Origin of the sequence: Jeotgalibacillus sp. ET6 (assembly GCF_029667115.1) — a bacterium.
Lineage (GTDB): Bacteria > Bacillota > Bacilli > Bacillales > Jeotgalibacillaceae > Jeotgalibacillus.
Map to the genome: position 1 here is coordinate 202,279 of NZ_JARUIU010000004.1, position 18,833 is coordinate 221,111.

General features: G+C 43.6%; 15 protein-coding genes. 10 read left to right on the top strand and 5 right to left on the bottom strand.

Annotation, left to right across the window (positions count from 1 at the left end; all coding sequences use genetic code 11):
- Nucleotides 1-4: 4 nt before the first annotated feature.
- Nucleotides 5-925, bottom strand: a complete 921-nt coding sequence (locus tag P6709_RS12470; protein ID WP_278241256.1) for an endonuclease I family protein — start codon at nucleotides 923-925, stop codon at nucleotides 5-7.
- A gap of 127 nt (nucleotides 926-1,052) precedes the next feature.
- On the opposite strand from P6709_RS12470, the gene P6709_RS12475 reads away from it, so the two are divergent.
- Nucleotides 1,053-1,670 carry an SAM-dependent methyltransferase gene (locus P6709_RS12475; RefSeq protein ID WP_278241257.1) on the top strand — a complete coding sequence of 206 codons (618 nt, stop codon included), beginning with the start codon at nucleotides 1,053-1,055 and terminating at the stop codon, nucleotides 1,668-1,670.
- A gap of 30 nt (nucleotides 1,671-1,700) precedes the next feature.
- Here the strand turns inward: P6709_RS12475 and P6709_RS12480 are convergent, their stop codons facing one another.
- Nucleotides 1,701-2,249: a hypothetical protein gene (locus tag P6709_RS12480; RefSeq protein ID WP_278241258.1), complete on the bottom strand. Its 549-nt coding sequence runs from the start codon at nucleotides 2,247-2,249 to the stop codon at nucleotides 1,701-1,703.
- A gap of 225 nt (nucleotides 2,250-2,474) precedes the next feature.
- On the opposite strand from P6709_RS12480, the gene P6709_RS12485 reads away from it, so the two are divergent.
- Both P6709_RS12485 and P6709_RS12490 read left to right on the top strand, forming a co-directional pair.
- On the top strand, nucleotides 2,475-4,115 hold the full coding sequence (locus P6709_RS12485; protein ID WP_278241259.1) for an AMP-binding protein: 1,641 nt from the start codon (nucleotides 2,475-2,477) through the stop codon (nucleotides 4,113-4,115).
- 462 nt (nucleotides 4,116-4,577) lie between these two features.
- Nucleotides 4,578-5,369 carry an HAD family hydrolase gene (locus tag P6709_RS12490; RefSeq protein ID WP_278241260.1) on the top strand — a complete coding sequence of 264 codons (792 nt, stop codon included), beginning with the start codon at nucleotides 4,578-4,580 and terminating at the stop codon, nucleotides 5,367-5,369.
- A 56-nt stretch (nucleotides 5,370-5,425) separates the two neighbouring features.
- On the opposite strand, the gene P6709_RS12495 is transcribed toward P6709_RS12490, so the two are convergent.
- Nucleotides 5,426-6,220 carry a TIGR00266 family protein gene (locus P6709_RS12495; protein WP_278241261.1) on the bottom strand — a complete coding sequence of 265 codons (795 nt, stop codon included), beginning with the start codon at nucleotides 6,218-6,220 and terminating at the stop codon, nucleotides 5,426-5,428.
- Nucleotides 6,221-6,441: 221 nt separating this feature from the next.
- On the opposite strand from P6709_RS12495, the gene P6709_RS12500 reads away from it, so the two are divergent.
- The 4 genes from P6709_RS12500 (at nucleotide 6,442) to P6709_RS12515 (ending at nucleotide 9,432) form a co-directional block, all read left to right on the top strand.
- Entirely contained in the window at nucleotides 6,442-6,888 is a 447-nt protein-coding gene (locus P6709_RS12500) for an RNA-binding domain-containing protein (protein ID WP_278241262.1), read from the top strand.
- Nucleotides 6,889-6,903: 15 nt separating this feature from the next.
- A complete protein-coding gene (locus tag P6709_RS12505; RefSeq protein ID WP_278241263.1) occupies nucleotides 6,904-7,128 on the top strand; it encodes a hypothetical protein in 225 nt (74 codons plus the stop codon).
- A gap of 82 nt (nucleotides 7,129-7,210) precedes the next feature.
- Nucleotides 7,211-8,203 (top strand): zinc-binding dehydrogenase, encoded by a 993-nt coding sequence (locus P6709_RS12510; protein WP_278241264.1) that lies wholly within the window; start codon nucleotides 7,211-7,213, stop codon nucleotides 8,201-8,203.
- Between the two features lie 380 nt (nucleotides 8,204-8,583).
- A complete protein-coding gene (locus P6709_RS12515; protein ID WP_278241265.1) occupies nucleotides 8,584-9,432 on the top strand; it encodes a glycerophosphodiester phosphodiesterase in 849 nt (282 codons plus the stop codon).
- A 59-nt stretch (nucleotides 9,433-9,491) separates the two neighbouring features.
- Here P6709_RS12515 and P6709_RS12520 read toward each other — a convergent pair whose 3' ends face one another.
- Entirely contained in the window at nucleotides 9,492-9,968 is a 477-nt protein-coding gene (locus P6709_RS12520; protein WP_278241266.1) for a glutathione peroxidase, read from the bottom strand.
- Between the two features lie 179 nt (nucleotides 9,969-10,147).
- Here P6709_RS12520 and P6709_RS12525 point away from each other — a divergent pair, with 179 nt between their 5' ends.
- The 3 genes from P6709_RS12525 to P6709_RS12535 all read left to right on the top strand — a co-directional run bounded on the left by P6709_RS12525 (nucleotide 10,148) and on the right by P6709_RS12535 (nucleotide 17,512).
- Complete coding sequence (locus tag P6709_RS12525; RefSeq protein ID WP_278241267.1) at nucleotides 10,148-10,996, top strand: hypothetical protein; 849 nt, start codon at nucleotides 10,148-10,150, stop codon at nucleotides 10,994-10,996.
- A 423-nt stretch (nucleotides 10,997-11,419) separates the two neighbouring features.
- Complete coding sequence (gltB, locus tag P6709_RS12530) at nucleotides 11,420-16,006, top strand: glutamate synthase large subunit (protein ID WP_278241268.1); 4,587 nt, start codon at nucleotides 11,420-11,422, stop codon at nucleotides 16,004-16,006.
- 18 nt (nucleotides 16,007-16,024) lie between these two features.
- On the top strand, nucleotides 16,025-17,512 hold the full coding sequence (locus P6709_RS12535; protein WP_278241269.1) for a glutamate synthase subunit beta: 1,488 nt from the start codon (nucleotides 16,025-16,027) through the stop codon (nucleotides 17,510-17,512).
- Between the two features lie 154 nt (nucleotides 17,513-17,666).
- On the opposite strand, the gene P6709_RS12540 is transcribed toward P6709_RS12535, so the two are convergent.
- On the bottom strand, nucleotides 17,667-18,806 hold the full coding sequence (locus tag P6709_RS12540) for a M14 family metallopeptidase (RefSeq protein ID WP_278241270.1): 1,140 nt from the start codon (nucleotides 18,804-18,806) through the stop codon (nucleotides 17,667-17,669).
- Nucleotides 18,807-18,833 lie beyond the last annotated feature (27 nt).

Here is an 18,833-nt window from a genome sequence, read left to right on the forward strand (position 1 = left end):
AGACTTATTCAGAGGGGAGCTTGCTGAAAATTTCGGCGTGCTGAGGGAAATCAATATAGGGATTTCGGTTTCCCTGCATGGCATAGATTGCTTGATTTCTATGCTGCTCATATAAACTGACAGGAAACTCTTTGTGCCACCTGAGCAGCAATTCTCTATTTATTCCGCCGCCTGGTGTTTGAATCGCAGTATCCTTATAGCGGAGAAGAAAATAAAGCATGGCCCGTGACACGATCCCTTTCGCATATTCCGGTTCAAATAAGTAGTTTTCAGCTTTGCCGCAGCCTGCGGTCACTTTGGAAATGCCCGCTTCTTCAGGGGTGTAATCTTTAAAATCATGATAGTGGTAATTGCTTCTGTTTGAATTGCATACAGGCTCACAGGTGAAAAGATGGTGGAGATCCCCTCTCATCGGTTCCCTTTCATCAAACCAGGATTGTGGAACAACATGTTCACAGTTAAATTTAAATTGATTTGCAATACGGGTCAGCTGCGACTCCAACCCTCCGTTTTTTTCTTTTAAATGTTCAATTTCACCTTTTCGCTTTGCAGCTGCCGCCCAATCCTCCTGAAGCACATCTGCAACCTCTTTTTTACGGCCTGAGTAAATGCTTTTTAATGTACCATCCGGCTGCAGGTCTACCCATGGGTACACATATTCAGATGGGTCGTAGCGCAGTTGAGCGGTATGAGTACGGGCAATAAGCTCATGCAATTGATTTTGTGCGTTCTCTGAATCGCTAAAATCAATTTCAGCGTAATAGTCGGCTGCTTCCTGCAGATCCTTACTTTCATCGTAATAGGCAGAATCATTTTGAAGGATGGCAAATTTTCCTTCCTGATGTCGTATAATGGCCTGTTTAATATTCTCAAGCTGTAGATCAATGGCTGCAAGAGCGTGGAACCGTTCGGGTAAAATGGACATGCTGTATTCCTCCTGAGTGGATAATTTATTATTCATATATCTTTACCCCGGTTCAAACAAACTGACGCGGGACGTGCTGGGCGTTATACTGAGAAGAAATCAGAACGGATAAGGAGTAGTAGCCCGTATGAATGAACAGGAATATGACCGGATGCTCAGCATTAGACCGACCAGCGGCTTGCAGGTATTGAGCAGTTCAATTCACCAAAACCGGTATGAAGCAACACCTTATGCTGCACTGGAAGCCCTGGCTGCGGAGCACCCCTTTTATCAACAGGATGGGCTCGTGGACTATGGCAGCGGGAAAGGAAGGGTGCCCTTTTTTTTCCACCATCAATTTCAATTAACTGCTACAGGTGTTGAAGTGAATGGTTCTCTTTATCAGGAAGCACTTGAAAATCAGGCAAACTACATGAAGAAAAAGAAAAATCAGGCTGGAAGCGTTCGTTTTGAGAGATGTCTGGCAGAAGAATATAAAGTCGAAAAAGACCAAAATAAATTTTATTTCTTTAACCCTTTTTCCACACAAATTTTTATAAAAGTAGTAAACAACATCACCAAGTCCGCTGAGAAACATCCCCGGATCGTGGACTTGATTTTATACTATCCAACCACAGAGTATATTCATTTTCTTCACGATAAGACGGCATTTTATTTAGAAAAAGACATAAAAGTACCAGGATATTTTGAAAAAGATGAGCATGAACGATTTTTGATTTTCCGGTTAAATCTTTCGAATACGTAGAATAGAAAGCTGCGCTGCTGCAGCTTTTTTTCATTTCGATCTTTTAACAAGTTTTCTACTTGAAACGAACACCCAGTACCCCAAACTAATCAACAGCAATCCGAAGCTTGCGTAGATGCATAGCCACTTAATTAAAGTGAAGATTGGAGTGATCTGTGCAACGACCGGGGTTGAGGAAGGAAAACGAAACATGACAAGGGATGCAGCCATATTTTCCAGAAAATCAAATAGCATGCCGGCAGCTGGCAGCAAATTCAGTATTTTTAAACGAACAGATGAGACAGGCCGCATGAAGAACGTAATAGCCGATGTTAAAAAGAATGTGTACACAAGCGGCCAGATGATATCAAACGTGAAACGGGAGCGAATGTAAGCTGACCGGCCTTCATCGCCATACTCATCCGCAATTGAATACAGTTCCTGTGATGAATAGAGGAAACCTGTGTCCGGTGATCGGCTACTCCCGGTTGCCTCCTGAGAATTTTCAGACTCTGCAGGGAGAACCACAGCAATGAAGAAAGCAAATATGCCGATACCCAGCAGGAGTATGATTAAATTGATTTTGTTGTAAAAAAACATGGATGTTCTTTGCAGGTTCTTTATTCTAAAACCTCCTTACATAGGGTAGAAACTGAGGGGTGAAAACGAAAGTTCATAAGTAGTATCTTTCAAAAAGAAATTTTTGTAAAGCAGGATTATGCTGCTATACGTTCGGTTCCTTTAGAGGAAATAATTAGGATGATTCTCTATTAATCTGAATTTTATGATAATATTAAAAATAAAGTGTAAAGGTGGCTGATCAGGATGTTATTGCATCGAACGGTGGGAGACATGCTTCACCAGACAGCAAAATCGTTTCCGGATACTGAAGCGTATGTTTATCCGGAAAAAGGAATTCGTAGATCCTATAGCGAGTTTGACAAGGAAACTGACGAACTGGCAAAAGCATTTATCGGACTGGGGATTGAAAAAGGGGAGCATGTGGCGATTTGGTCAGATAATAAAAGAGAATGGCTCCTGAGTCAATTTGCCACCGGAAAAATGGGCGCTGTCCTTGTGACCGTTAATACAAATTATCAGGAAAAGGAACTGCACTACCTTCTAGAGCAATCAGATGCAACGACGCTTATTTTGGGGGAAGAATTTAAAGGCACATCTTACATAGACATTATTCAGACTCTATGCCCTGAACTGGCTGATGGAGAAAAAGGAGCGCTTACGTGTACTGCTCTTCCTCATCTGAAGCGCGTCATCGTCATGAGTGAACAGGAGTATCCGGGCATTTTCACTTGGAGAGAGTTTGAGGCATACGCGCAGCGGATAACAGATCAACAATTAAAAGAAAAAATGAAAGCGCTTCATCCTGATGATGTGATCAATATACAATACACATCCGGTACAACCGGCTTTCCGAAAGGGGTCATGCTCAGCCACGATAATATCGTAAACAACGGTCAAATTATAGGCGACTTTATGAACCTTACGTCTGACGACAGACTTTGCATTCCTGTACCCTTTTTCCATTGCTTTGGCTGTGTACTTGGAAATATGGCGGCGGTCACACACGGTTCCACTATGGTCATTATCGAACAGTTTGAACCCAAAAAAGTGCTGCAGGCCGTGCAGAATGAAAAGTGTACAGCTCTTCATGGTGTCCCTACGATGTTTATTTCAGAGTTAAATCACCCCGATTATGCAAGCTTCGATACGTCAAGTTTACGGACAGGAATTATGGCAGGCTCTCCTTGCCCAATCGAAGTCATGAAGAAAGTCATTCATGATATGGGAGCTGGCGAAATTACCATTTGCTACGGGCAGACAGAGGCTTCACCGGTGATTACCCAGACAAAATGGGATGATGCTATTGAAAAAAGGGTGTCCACAGTCGGCAAGCCTCATCCGCATGTAGAAGTGAAAATCATTGATCCTGTTACACTCGAAGAAGTACCGCCTGGAACACCGGGGGAATTATGTGCCAGGGGCTATTTAATTATGAAAGGCTATTACAAAAACGAAGAAGCGACAAGGGAAGCCATTGACCCTGAGGGCTGGCTTCATACAGGTGACATTGCCGTTTTAGATGCCGATGGCTATATTGAAATTACAGGCAGGATCAAGGATATGATTATCCGCGGTGGCGAGAACATTTATCCAAGAGAAGTGGAGGAATTTTTATACCAGCATCCTTCCATCCAGGACGTCCAGGTGGTAGGAGTGCCTGATGCAAAATACGGAGAAGAGCTGATGGCCTGGGTGATATTAAAGGATTCAGAAACGCTGACTGCGGAAGAGCTGAGAAACGCCTGCAAAGGAAAGATTTCTCATCATAAAATTCCAAAATACATCGAATTTGTCTCGTCCTATCCCATGACAGCTTCAGGAAAAATTCAAAAATATATCTTGAGGGAAATGTCGCATGAGAAGGCTGCGGTTAAAACAAAATAACTTCTAAATAACTTCTTAAGTAAAAGAGGTAGGACCATAACTGAAAAAAGTACTAAAAATGAGGCCAATTATATTTATTAGTATGAGGTGAGCGGAGCGGAAGGTGGCGACTCCTGCAGGACATGACGGCAAGCTGAGACTTCGCAGGGCAAGGCCCAAGAAGGCTCAGCGCCGTCCCTGCGGAAAGCGTCCACCTGAAGCGAAGTGAACCGGTCGTAGAACTTGAGTCACTTTTATTCCAACTCATGCGACTGATAGATCCTGTCTCTTTTACAGCCTTCTCTGTAATCTCAACCTCTCCGTTTATCTTGTAAACTAACTTTTACAAAAAAACAAAACGAATATAACAAATTGTTTGATTATTCTTAACAAACATCTAATAGACTAATAATCAAAGGAAGCATTTACACTTTTCCTTTGAAATATGCGAGTGAAATTAATGACTATAAGGGGGACTTTCATTTGAGTTCATGGCTGGCATGCATTGATTTAGACGGTACACTACTCACCTCATCCGAACAGGTAACGCCCTACACAAGAGCAGCACTGCAGAATTTCAGAGCCGAAGGAAATAAGGTAGCGCTTGTAACGGGCAGGCATCCGCGCACCGCTTTGCCCATTAAACAAATGTGCGGGGAAATAGACGGACTCGCTTGTTTTAACGGATCGTGGGTAATGGGTTCTAAAGGCAGAAAGATTCATGCAGCTTCCTTCGATAAAAAAGTAATACAGACACTTGCAAGAGAATTAAAAGAGCTGAACGTTCCTGTGGTATGGTCTGTGGACGATGCATTATACATAACCAATGAACCTGTCTTTTTTCCCTATGATCATCGCTACATTCCGGTTATTAATGGGCACCCTCCCCCGGAGAAAGAGATATGGAAAATAACTTTACTGCTTGAGAACGAGGAGAACAGAAGAGAGGTACATCAATGGTGCAGGGGCATCGTTGAAGCGCAATGTATTGAATCCAGCGCAAGGACGATGGATCTGATGCCGCTGCATCAATCAAAGGGATATGCACTCGAAAAATTAGCCGCTCAAGCAGCTATACCATTATCCAATACGATCGCCATTGGAAATTGGGATAATGATATTTCCATGCTTGAAAAAGCTGAAATTGGTGTAGCGATGACGAATTCCTCTAAAACACTTTTTTCCATAGCAAATGAAATCGCGGGTCATCATGATGATCATGGTGTGGCACGCTGGCTCTCGGCACGCTGTCATTCCCGCCTTTCAAGAGTCTAGTAGTGTATATGAAAAACCGAACGGGGAACGAAAGATCCTTCCCCGTTCGGTTTTTTTTACCGGCGGTCGCCCCCAAGAATATCGAACAAGCCTCCTGTCACACTGCCTTCCCCTTTAGATCCTCCATTATGCGGCATAGCGGCAAACACGCGGCTGGCCAGCCTGCTGAAAGGAAGGGACTGGATCCAAACCGTGCCCGGCCCTTTTAGGGTAGCTAAAAAGACGCCTTCACCGCCAAACATCGCCGTTTTTACGCCTCCAACAAATTCGATATTGTAGTCAACCTCTCCTGTCATCGCAACAAGACAACCTGTATCCACTCTAATGGTTTCCCCGTGGAATAATTCTCTTTTGTGGATCGTTCCCCCTGCATGGATAAAGGCCATTCCGTCTCCTTCAAGCTTTTGCATAATAAAGCCCTCGCCGCCAAAAAAGCCTGTGCCCAATTTACGCTGGAATTCGATTCCGAGTGAAACACCTTTTGCGGATGCAAGAAAAGCATCTTTCTGACAAATCAGCTTGCCGTTTAACTCACTTAAATCCATCGGCACAATTTTTCCAGGGTAGGGAGAAGCAAAACTGACATGTTTTTTTCCTGAACCCTCATTTGTAAAGGTCGTCATGAATAAGCTCTCACCCGTTATGACACGTTTGCCTGCACCGATCAGCTTTCCGATCAATCCACCCTGCGAAGAAGAACCGTCACCAAAAATCGTTTCCATTTTGATCCCGTCATCCATCATCATCAAGCTTCCTGCTTCTGCAATGACCGTTTCCTGGGGGTCAAGCTCCACTTCAACAAACTGCATATCGTCTCCATAAAGCTTGTAATCAATCTCATGGTTATTCAAGCTGTTTCCTCCTCAAATAGATTGTTTAAATGGATTTACTCTTCATTGATTCAACGGGCGGCACCGAAACTCCTGTCAGATTCATAGGGTGACAGTCAATAAAAATCAAATAAAATTTAGTTATTTTTCAAAAACACGTCTTTATTTCCTTCCTGCGGCACTAAAATAAAAGAAGAATGAAAAAATGGGAGCAAATCTCATCTCTTTCAGGAGGGCGAAGGATGAAAACGATCCCGGAAATCATGCAGTTGATCAGGCAATTAGATACGCATATTGCAGATGATTTTGAAGGACAGGATCTTGATTTTAAACAATGGAGCACAAGGGCGCTTGAAGATAATCTCAATAAAATGATTCACTATGCGGTTTGCTTGACCAATGGAGGCGGGGGCTGTGTAGTATTTGGTGTGGCAGATAAAGTCAAAGGCTACGACAAAACAATTCTTGGGGTGCCAGAGAATTTGGATTTAGAGATGCTTACAAAAACGGTATACGCTGAAACCGTTCCCCCTATTACTCCCCGGTTTGATGAAGTCAGGGTTTGTCATGGAACGGGCATGCTGCTGATTATGACCGTTGGGCCCAGTGAAGCGATTCATTCAACAGCAGATGGGAAATCTGTTCAAAGAAACGGCAAAGAATGCCTGCCAATAGCCGATCATGAGTAACGGAGGTGAACTGAAATGAAAAGGTTGTTTTTGAAATGGAATAATCAGCTTTATTTTGTGGTGCCAGTGTTCATTACAGGCAGTCTTCTTCTTGTTTGTACTATTTTCTTTCTATGGAATGCTGATCATTTACTGAGCATTGGTCGTGCATCTCTATGGGTGCTAACGCTGATTTTTCTTTTTTTTGTTTCAGCATGGCTGTCATTTGGGGAGTGGAAGGACGAGGGGAATTCTATATAACAAGGAACGGCATGCCTCGCACTTGAGATTTATTGAAAACTCTGATTTCATTAAAGAATCAGCAGAAGAGGAGTGAGGCGAAATGAAAGGGTTAATTCATGCTCAAAAAGAGGGTTTTGCAGGACTTACATACAGCGAAGTTGAAACACCTTCAATTGGAGAAAATGAGGTGCGGGTTCAACTGAAAGCAGCTGGAATGAATCATCGCGACTTATTTGTTTTAAAACGTCACAAACCGACCGATCCTCCATTGGTCATCGGCTCTGATGGCGCTGGAGTAGTGAGTGAAGCAGGAAGCCGGGTAAGCCATGTTCAAGTAGGCGACGAAGTAATCATAAACCCTGGACTGGGCTGGAAGGAAAACAGCGATGCACCTCCAGAAGGCTTTGAAATTGTGGGACTCCCTTTTCATGGAACGTTTGCAGAATCGATCGTGTTACCAGCTGACAATGTTGCACCTAAACCGTCCTTTTTATCCTGGGAGGAAGCAGGAGTGCTGTCACTCGCCGGTTTGACAGCGTACCGGGCTTTATTCACAAGAGGAAAAGTAAAAAGCGGAATGAAGGTTCTGATCCCCGGCATCGGGAGCGGTGTTGCTACGTTCCTGCTTCAATTTGCTAAAGCAGCAGGAGCTGATGTTTATGTAACGTCACGGGCTGAAGAAAAGCGTGCTGCGGCGCTTGACTTAGGTGCAGTAAAAGCAATAGACAGCAATCTTGAAAACTGGGAAGAAGAGCTCGACGTGAAAATGGATCTTGTGATTGAGTGTGTAGGCGCTGCTACATTCCAAAAATCTCTGAATCAGCTCCGTACAGGTGGAACTATCGTCACTTTTGGCGCTTCTGCAGGAGACGAAGTAAAATTGAATCTTAGAGAGTTCTTCTACGGACAATTTAATATGCTGGGTTCTACAATGGGCAGTGCTGAAGAACACGCGAGCATGCTCCAATTCATCGAACAGCATAGCATCAAGCCGGTTCTTGATGAAGTTTATACATTCGATCAATTTGAAAAAGCATTTACCCGTCTGGAAAGAGGAGAACAGCTTGGTAAAATAGGTTTTAAAATAGAATAATACGCATCTGCGCTGGGACAAAACTCAAAAATTTTAAAAAAAAAGAGCCAGTAATGATTACTAGTAAGAGGTGAGCGGAAGGTGGCGACTCCGGGAGGATATGACGGCAAGCTGAGACTTTACAGGGCAGCGTCCTGCAAAGGCTCAAGGCGCAATCCCTGCGGAAAAGAGTCCGCCTGAAGCGTAGCGAACCAGTCAGAGAGCTTGAGACGATCTCAAGTTCTTTTTTTACGTCTTAAAAGACTCAACAGCTAAACTGGTGCACCTGCCTCTTTTTCATCGATTCACTCTCTTCCGTCACACAACAGTTTTCTGCGGATAAACTAGAAGAAAGGAACAAAATAGAATACTATTTTATTCCGGCCGGGAGTTTACTGAAAATGAAGGTGAGACGGAAGAAAAGGCTGCTGTCTGCCATAAGTGTATTGGCGATTTTTATGCTGTTTCTTGCCGGCTCCAGCCTGCATCCTGTAAAAAAAGCAGAGCTGGAAGGAATGATTACGGTGGCTCATCGCGGAGCGTCCGGTTTTGCTCCTGAAAATACAATGGCAGCCTTTCAAAAAGGTCTGGAATTAGGAGCCGATTTTCTGGAGTGCGACGTACAATTATCAAAAGACAACGAATTAATTTTGATTCATGACCTGTATGTTGACCGAACCACTAATGGACAGGGCAGTGTGCGTCAATTTACATTAAAAGAATTAAAACAGCTGGATGCCGGAACGAGCTTTCATCCGAGCTACGCCGGGGAGACGCTGATCACCCTTGATGAATTGCTGAAGGAATTCTACGGGAAAATTGGTATTTTAATTGAAGTGAAACATCCTGCACTAAATAAAGGGATTGAAGAAAAAATAGTAAAACTTTTAGCTCGTTATCCTGATTTGGAAAGTATTGTTGTGCAATCCTTTGATGTGAACGTGCTGAAGCGGATTCATGAATTAAATAGCGATATTCAGCTTGGTGTACTCATCAACGGTTCCTTCATTCCAATGTCCACAAAATATATAGACGAATTAACCTCATTTGCTGCATATATTAATTTCAACGTTTCATCACTTGATAAACGAACGGTCGATCAAATCCGCAAAAGAAATTGCAAGGTTCTTGTATGGTCTAAAAAAGATAAACGGTTAATTCAAAAAGCTGTTCTATACGGAGCGGATGGGGTTATCACCGATTTTTCACGATGGCCTGTTGATCAGGAAGTATTTATGGAGATGGAGTAACAAGGAGGCCTGCCCTTTAATAAGAGCAGACCTTAAGAAGTGCCGGGATTTAATTGAGATTATAGAACCTTTTCAATCTCTTTTTCAATTTCTTCAGGCTTTGTTGTAGGAGCAAAGCGTTCTACTACGTTTCCTTCCCGATCAATCAAAAACTTGGTAAAGTTCCATTTGATCGCCTTAGAAAGAACCCCTTTTTGCTGATCCTTTAGAAAAACGAAAAGTGGATCTGCATTCTCTCCATTGACATCAATTTTTGCAAAGATGGGGAATGTAACACCGTAATTAATCTGACAGAATTCAGTTGTTTCATTTATATCTTCAAATTCCTGCTGATTAAATTGTCCGCATGGAAAGCCTAAAACTGTCAGACCCTGATCCTGATACTTTTTATAAAGCTCCTGCAGCCCTTCAAATTGAGGCGTCAGCCCGCATTTACTGGCAGTGTTCACAATGAGAACCGGCTTTCCTTCGTACTCCCGCATCGACTTTATGTCCCCGTTTACCGCCATAACATTAAAATCATAGATAGATTGCATCTTTTTCCCTCATTTCCAGACTGTTTAATACGTATAACGTACACATAAAAACGCTATTGGGCAATGGATAAGCCTGTCAAACTTGCTTTTGGATGTTTAGTTTATTCAATAAAAAGGAACTGGATAAATATCCTGAACAAAACAAAATATGGCAGACAAGCCCACTGGAGGAGTGCACTTTGAGAAGATGGCTGACATCAATCGTGATTGTAACCGCAGTTCCATTTATCAGCGCATGCGGCACAAATTTTCTTGTAGAAGAAGGGGTTAATCAAGCACCTGAAGTTGAAAAGACCAAGGGAGCCAATAAAGCAGCATCCGAACCTGCTAAAGAGAAAAGTGAAGATGATTTTGAAAGCAGCTTTGCGCTGGATGATCCGTATGAACAGACAAAACAAGAAAATCCCAGCGATTCGTTCGTAGAAGAGGAAGCTGCCGATGAGATTGTAGACGATACGGATCCAGATGTTCTGGTTGAGGAACGCGAGTCTGCAAATGAGGAAGAGAATATGGATCTAACAGGCAATTATGAGGATTTGTACCCTGAGGAACAGTTAGGGGTTATTCAAAGTCTTGTGACGGAGGTTACGCTGCAGTATGATTATGGCATTGGTAATCCGGAGTTTTTGGTAGAGGATGAAATGACCGAACTGGAAGTAGCAAGTGTGCAGGAAAACCTTGAACCCATTCAGCTGGCAGATGAAGATTTAAAAGCGGCTGAACAGGAGATCAACCTCATGCTAGACAGTTTGGAAGACAGTGAACTGGTTGAGGAAGAGATCCAGGCCTTCAAGGATTCAAGGCAAATCTATTATTCAATTACGGATGAAATGATTGAATTAATCGAAAATGTTACACCGGATAATGCGGCTCAAACACGGGAAGATTTGGATATTCTGTCTGAAGAATACCTGGACAACTGCTTGGAGCATTCCTTGCTGATGCAGGATATTGTAATCGCACTTGGTCTGGATTACGATTTGTTTCTTGAAACAGTAGAAGAACTGATCGGACATTATTTTGAATAAAAAAGAAAACCGATTGCATGCTTGATTCTCAAGTGCCGGCAGTTGGTTTTTTTATTTGTCAAAAATTGTCCATTCATTTATTCCTATATTAGGTAACGGAGGGTACATAATCACACAATTCGAAATGATTTTTTATAAATTTTTTAATTTTTTTGTAAAAAAATTTTCCAACCGTCTAAATCCCTGTTATCACAAGGTATTTAACATGGTTGTGTGAGGTTCAGAGCCTGAAATGATAGCGTTTTCATTCATTTCTATTGATAAAAATTCACAAAAAAACGTTATCAGAATTTTATGTGATCAATTGTTTCATGGTATACTAATTCGAAATTGAAAGTGTACATGGAATGAAGTGTGTAAAGAATCCCTTCATCAGGACAATGAACATCTTTCATCATTAATTAGTAGAGAGGGGAGTTTGTCATGAAGAAAAATGGTTATCCGGTTCCGCAAGGTTTATATGATCCAGAGCAAGAACATGAAGCGTGTGGGATTGGAATGATTGCTAATATAAATGGTGAAAAATCCCACAGTATCGTTCAGAATGCGATTAACATTTTGTGCAATCTTGAACACCGCGGCGGTCAGTCCGCTGACACGAGTACCGGAGATGGAGCGGGAATTTTGACGCAAATACCGCACCGGTTTTTTAAAAAGCAATGTGAAAAAGAAGATATTTTTTTACCTCGTGAGGGTGAGTATGGTGTTGGAATGGTTTTTCTTCCAAAGGATCATGATACCCGAAAACAAAGTAAGGAAATCTTTGAACGGATTATTTTTGAAGAAGGCCAGAAATTTCTCGGATGGCGTCCTGTACCGATTAACGACTCATTTGTAGGAAAAGTCGCAACGAAGACAAAGCCAATGATCAGACAGGTTTTTATTCAGGCTTCTGACGACTTGAATGATCAAATGGATTTTGAGCGAAAGCTTTATGTGATCCGCAAGCGGGTTGAGAAGGAACTAGCCAGTATCGAGGGTTATGAAGATGTGTATATCAGCAGCTTGTCTACTCAAACCATTGTCTATAAAGGAATGCTTATCCCCGAACAACTGGATTCATTTTACATCGACCTTAATCATCCCGACTTCAAATCCGCGCTAGCCCTTGTGCACTCACGGTTCAGCACAAATACCTTCCCTAGTTGGAAAAGGTCGCATCCAAATCGCTATACCATTCATAATGGAGAGTTTAATACATTAAGAGGAAATGTGAATTGGATGCGTGCACGTGAGCAGATGTGTGAGTCAGAATATTTCAGCAATGAAGATCTTCAAAAGGTTCTTCCGGTTATTGATTCAGATGGCAGTGATTCCTCTATGTTTGACAACTGCTTTGAATTTCTTCATCTGTCAGGCCGGTCCCTTGCGCATACTGCAATGATGATGGTGCCTGAGCCTTGGGCAAATGATGATACGATTAAAGAAGAAAAACGGGACTTTTATGAATATCACAGTACACTGATGGAGCCTTGGGACGGACCTGCCGCACTTGTGTTTACAAACGGTACGCAAATTGGGGCATGTCTTGACCGGAATGGATTGCGTCCAGCCCGGTACTATGTAACAAAAAGCGGCATGATTGTCCTGGGTTCTGAGGTTGGAGCACTTGATATATTTGCAGATGACATCGAATACAAGGATCGTCTGGCTCCCGGGAAAATTCTTTTAGTTGATCTGGAAAAAGGAACGATTATTCCGGATGAGGAAGTGAAGCTTCAAATCGCTTCAGAACAGCCGTACAAAGAGTGGCTTACGAATATGAAAAATTTAGATGAGGTTCCTGAGGCGGATGAACAGCCGCCTGCACATATTGGAGACGCGCTCCTGAAGCAGCAGCTTGCTTTCGGCTATACAAGAGAAGAGCTTACAAAGATTGTAAAACCTCTTGTGACAGATGGAAAAGATCCCGTGGGTTCTATGGGGTACGACTCCCCGCTTGCGGTATTATCGAAAAAGCCTCAGCTTTTGTATAACTATTTTAAACAATTGTTTGCACAGGTTACCAATCCGCCTATTGATGCGATCCGTGAAAAGATCATTACCATGGTGGATACCACAATCGGAGCAGAAGGAAACCTGGTAAAACCCGGTCCCGACAGCTGTAAGCATATTCGCTTACGTACACCTGTCCTGACAAACCGTGAGCTGGAGAAGCTGCGCCAGCAAAAATTGGATGGTTTTAAAGCTGCCACTTTCTCAACCCTGTTCCCTGCTCATAATGGAGAGGGCAGCATGGAAAAGGCACTTGATACACTTTTTGAAAAAGCGGATACGGCTGTAGAAGAAGGCACTACGCTCCTGATTCTTTCTGACAGAGGGGTAACAGCCGACGATGCAGCGATTCCAGCTTTACTGGCAGTATCCGGTCTGCATCACCATTTGATCCGAAAAGGAACGCGAACAAAGGTAAGCATCTTAATTGAATCAGGTGAACCAAGAGAAGTGCATCATTTTGCGATGCTCCTGGGCTACGGTGCAGAAGGGATCAATCCGTATCTAGCATTTGATTCAGTCCGTGAACTGATGGATAGAGGAGAAATCAGCCTTGAGTCCTTCGATCACGCTGCTGGAAATTATGTGAAATCTGTTACAGACGGTGTGATTAAAATTCTTTCTAAAATGGGGATTTCGACGATTCAAAGCTATCGTGGAGCTCAGATTTTTGAAGCAGTCGGCATTCACATGGATGTAATAGATAAGTATTTTACAAGAACCTCTTCCCGTTTAGGCGGAATTGGAATCGAAATGATCCAAAAGGAAGTTCTTCTTCGCCATGAAGCGGCATTTGGCGAGAATCGCGGAGGGAATAAAACCTTAGAAGCAGGCGATGAATTCCAATATCGTGCAAATGGAGAAGACCATCAATACAACCCAAGTACCATTCATACTCTTCAGCATGCCTGCCGGACAAATAACTATGATGCATTTAAAAAATATTCCCGAATGCTGACGGATGAAACCGTTAATTTGCAGTCTCTTAAGGGGCTTATGAGATTTAAAAAAGGTCAATCGATTCCAATCGAAGAAGTGGAATCTGTTGAGGCTATTTGCAGACGCTTTAAAACAGGCGCTATGTCGTACGGCTCGATTTCAAAAGAAGCGCATGAAGCTCTCGCCATTGCCATGAATCGTGTAGGCGGAAGAAGCAATACCGGAGAAGGCGGAGAAGATGTGGACCGTTTTACTCCGGATGAAAATGGGGATTCCCGTCGAAGCTCCATTAAGCAGGTCGCGTCTGGCCGCTTTGGCGTAACGAGTCATTACCTGGTCAATTCAGACGAAATTCAAATTAAAATTGCACAGGGTGCCAAGCCGGGCGAAGGTGGACATCTTCCAGGCAAAAAAGTATATCCGTGGATTGCAGAGGTGCGCGGTTCAACTCCTGGCGTCGAATTAATCTCACCGCCTCCTCATCATGATATTTATTCGATCGAGGATCTGGCTGAGCTGATTCATAATCTTAAAAACGCAAATCCAAGTGCAAGGATCAGCGTGAAGCTGGTATCAGCCGTTGGGGTAGGAACGATCGCAGCGGGTGTAGCAAAAGGAAGAGCAGATCTTGTTTTAATCAGCGGATACGACGGTGGAACAGGAGCAGCACCAAGAACAAGCTTGAAGCATACGGGTCTGCCTTGGGAAATCGGTCTGGCTGAAACTCATCAAACCCTGCTGCTGAATGGTTTGCGCGATCGTATTGTAGTTGAAACAGATGGAAAAATGATGACCGGGCGTGATGTTGTTCTTGCTACTTTACTGGGTGCTGAAGAGTATGGTTTTTCAACTGCGCCTCTTGTGGTACTCGGATGCGTTATGATGCGTGTTTGTCATCTCGATACATGTCCGGTAGGGGTAGCCACGCAGAATCCTGAGCTTCGCAAAAAATTCACAGGAGACGCAGAGCACGTGGCGAACTTCATGCGCTTCATTGCGACAGAAACCCGTGAAATCATGGCCGAACTCGGATTTAGAACCATCAATGAAATGATTGGACGGACGGATGCCCTTGAACTAAATGATACGATTGAGCACTGGAAAGCAAAAGGAATTGACCTTTCAGCCCTCCTTTACTCTCCGGACCTGCCTGCAAAAGTGGGCCGCTATCATATGAGGGATCAGGACCATGGACTTGAAAAAACTCTGGATTACCAGGAGCTTATTCCAAACTGCCGCCGTGCCATTGAAAATCAGGAGCCAGTTGAGTTTACAACTGCGATCCGTAATATAAACCGGGTAACCGGAACCATGCTCGGCAGTGAAATTACACGGCGCTATGGAGAAAAAGGACTGCCTGAAGATACAATTAACCTGACCCTCAAAGGATCAGCAGGACAAAGTTTTGGTGCCTTTATTCCCCGGGGAATGACACTGCGTCTCGTGGGAGATTCCAATGATTTTGTCGGAAAAGGACTGTCGGGAGGAAAAATTATCGTTCATCCTGATCCTGTCGTAACATTCCCACCTGAAAAAAATACGATTATTGGGAATGTGTCCTTTTATGGAGCATCTGCAGGAGAAGCTTATATTCAGGGGATCGCAGGAGAACGCTTCTGTGTGAGAAACAGCGGAGCGAATATTGTCGTGGAAGGCGTGGGCGACCATGGCTGTGAATACATGACAGGAGGCAAGGTAGTCGTCCTTGGAGCAACTGGAAGAAACTTTGCAGCTGGTATGTCAGGCGGCACTGCGTATGTATTTGACGAAGAAAATCTATTCCGGTCTAAATGCAACCCAGAGCTTGTTCATATCGAACCGCTGGAGAACAAACAAGACCTCGATGACGTATATAAAATGATTGAAAAGCATGTCCACTACACAAATAGTGCACACGGAAAGAGAATTCTGACCTACTGGGAAAAATATGCCCCGCAGTTTGTCCGGGTCATTCCTAAATCGTACTTGAAAATCAATGACCGGATAAAAGCCCTGCAAGATGGAGGACTTTCAAAATTTGATGCGGAAATGACCGCTTTTGAAGAAAGCAACAAAGCGCTGGAAACGGCAAAATAACCGAAAAGGAGGGATTTGATGGGAAAGCCAACAGGGTTTATGGAATATGAACGTCAATCACAGCGGGAGCGTGACCCGCATGAACGAACGAAAGACTGGAATGATTACACAGCCCCGATGACCGAAGAGGAAATTCAACAGCAGGGAGCCCGTTGTATGGACTGCGGAATCCCTACCTGTCATCATGGCAGTGAAATCAATGGTGTTACAACAGGCTGCCCTGTTTACCATTTAATTCCCGAATGGAATGATCTTGTGTATCAGGGCCAATGGAAAGAAGCACTGGAGCGGGAGCATGAAAAAAATAACTTTCCTGAATTTACAGGTACAGCCTGTCCCGCGCCGTGCGAAGGCGCCTGTGTACTTGGGATTAATGAACCGCCGGTCGCCATCCGCACAGTGGAGCGTTCCATTATTGAAAAAGGGTTTGATGAAGGCTGGGTTGTCCCTGAGCCTCCTGAAAAACGCACAGGCAAAAAAGTAGCGGTTATCGGATCAGGTCCTGCTGGTCTGGCAGCAGCTGCTCAGTTAAACAAAGCCGGTCATTGGGTCACCGTTTTTGAACGAAATGACCGGGTTGGCGGTCTGTTAACCTATGGTATTCCGGAAATGAAGCTTCCATATGCAATGGTGGAACGACGGGTTGATCTTCTGAAAGCAGAAGGCATCACGTTTATTACCAATACAGAAGTAGGCAGGGATTACCCCGCTGAAAAGCTGGAGAAGGAATTTGATTCCACCATTTTGTGCGGCGGGGCCACGGTTCACCGGAATATTCAGGCAGAAGGCCGTGATTTAAAAGGAATTCATTATGCAATGGACTTCCTGCACGCTAATACGAAGAGTCTGCTTGATTCCAATCATGAAGACGGCAATTTCCTTTCAGCCGAAGGGAAAAATGTGATTGTCATTGGAGGGGGAGATACGGGGACAGATTGTCTTGCGACTTCCATCCGTCACAATTGCAAGAGCTTAACGCAGTTTGATATTTACGATAAAAAAGGTTCGATTCGTGATGCACTCGGCAACCCATGGCCGCAATACCCGGTCGTGCACCGGATTGAGTACGGACAAAAAGAAGCGGCCAGCAAGTACGGAGACGACCCTCGGGCCTACGCTGTTCAAACCACTAAATTTGTGGGAGATGAAAATGGTCATATTAAAGAAGTTCACACTGTAAATGTAAAGCTCCGCATTGGTGAAAACGGAGAAAGAATCAGAGATGCTATTCCAGGCACAGAGAAAGCATGGCCTGCTGATCTTGTTTTGCTTGCCATTGGATTCAGTGGTCCGGAGCAGGAATTAATTGGGCAAATGAATATAGAAACGAATCCAAACTCTACAGTGAAAGCTGAGTATGGCAAGTACACCACAAATAAAGAAGGAGTCTTCTCGGCAGGGGACATGCGCCGTGGACAAAGTTTAATTGTCTGGGCCATCAATGAAGGCAGAGAAGCAGCAAGAGAGTGCGACCGCTACTTGATGGGGGCAACGGTTCTCCCGTAGATAAGATAAATGCTTAGCAGCAAGCATTAGAAGAGCGCCTGAGACATAGATGTCTCAGGCGCTTTGTTTTTGCACCGCGCTTATGACGGATGCTTCCGCTTCGTCCCAGCTTGCTTTTGCTGGATGAAAAGAGTTGGCTGAATGGATTCTCCTGTTAAACTTTAGCTGGCACCTGCAGAATTTGTTCAGTGGTCAGGACTGCTTCGATGGCAAGCCGTGCTTCAGCAATGACGGATTGCCGCCACTTACGCTCTACCGGATAAAACATGGCACGAAACTCATTTAAGATCTCTTCCATGTCATTTTCATTTTCCGCCCCATCCCAATAAAGATGATTCTCAAGAATGATGGTCATAAACTCGCGGAGCTCCGCCTTTTTGCTGGTGCCAAAGGTTCCAAATTCAAACAGGCATGAAAATAAGTATTTATCGCTGAAATCACGATTTCGAACTGCGTGAAAATGATTAGTCGAGTCGCCTTTAACATATTTCGGACTGAACTTTTGAATATTTTCAAGTTCATACTGTTCTTTTAATCCTTCCACTTGTCTGCTGTCATTTTCACTCATCACCATGGTTACTTCATTAGTTTTTCCTAATGCAGTATGCCAATCCATATGAATGACGCGTGTATAGTGAGTAAGGAGCTTTTTCTGAACATCTTTTAAGAAAATGGCTGATTCCTCTTCTGTCTCCCCGCCATAATAAACACCTTTTGGAAATTGGAACTGCCCCATACCTTTAGCCTGAGTGATGCCGCTGTACCCCTCTGTTGCCAAGGCTTTTAACAGCTGGCCATGAAGCTTTCTCCGCTCCTTGCGAAGATCCTTAATTTTTCCTGATGGCAAAAATAATTCTTCTTCGTTCTCATAATGTTTATTTATGTTTTCAGGAACTTCATCCCGATTAACAAGATAATTCCGGTTTAAATCTATATTGTTTTCGGTTACCCTCCGAAAGTTCCGCATTCCCCATGGATTAAGTGCATGGATAAAACAAATACCTGTGGTTTTCGGGTCTACCTGAGATAAGTATTCCTGCATAAATAAATCTGTTACAGCTGCGCCAGCATAGCCCTCGATCCCATGCTCACCCGTTGTGAAAAACAGAACCTTCTCATTTGTTTCTAAAGCTTCTGCGTGAATCATATCAATCGTGTTGTCCTTGCCCTGACCGATTTTTTGAGTAGCCAGTCTTGCACTCGGCCAGTATTGTTTTACGATTTCCAGGTGGCTCCGGAAAACCTTTCGTGAAGCTTCGTAATTGGTTTGAAAGTACGTATCTATTGTTTTCATCACGTACATCCTTTCTTTTCATGGCTT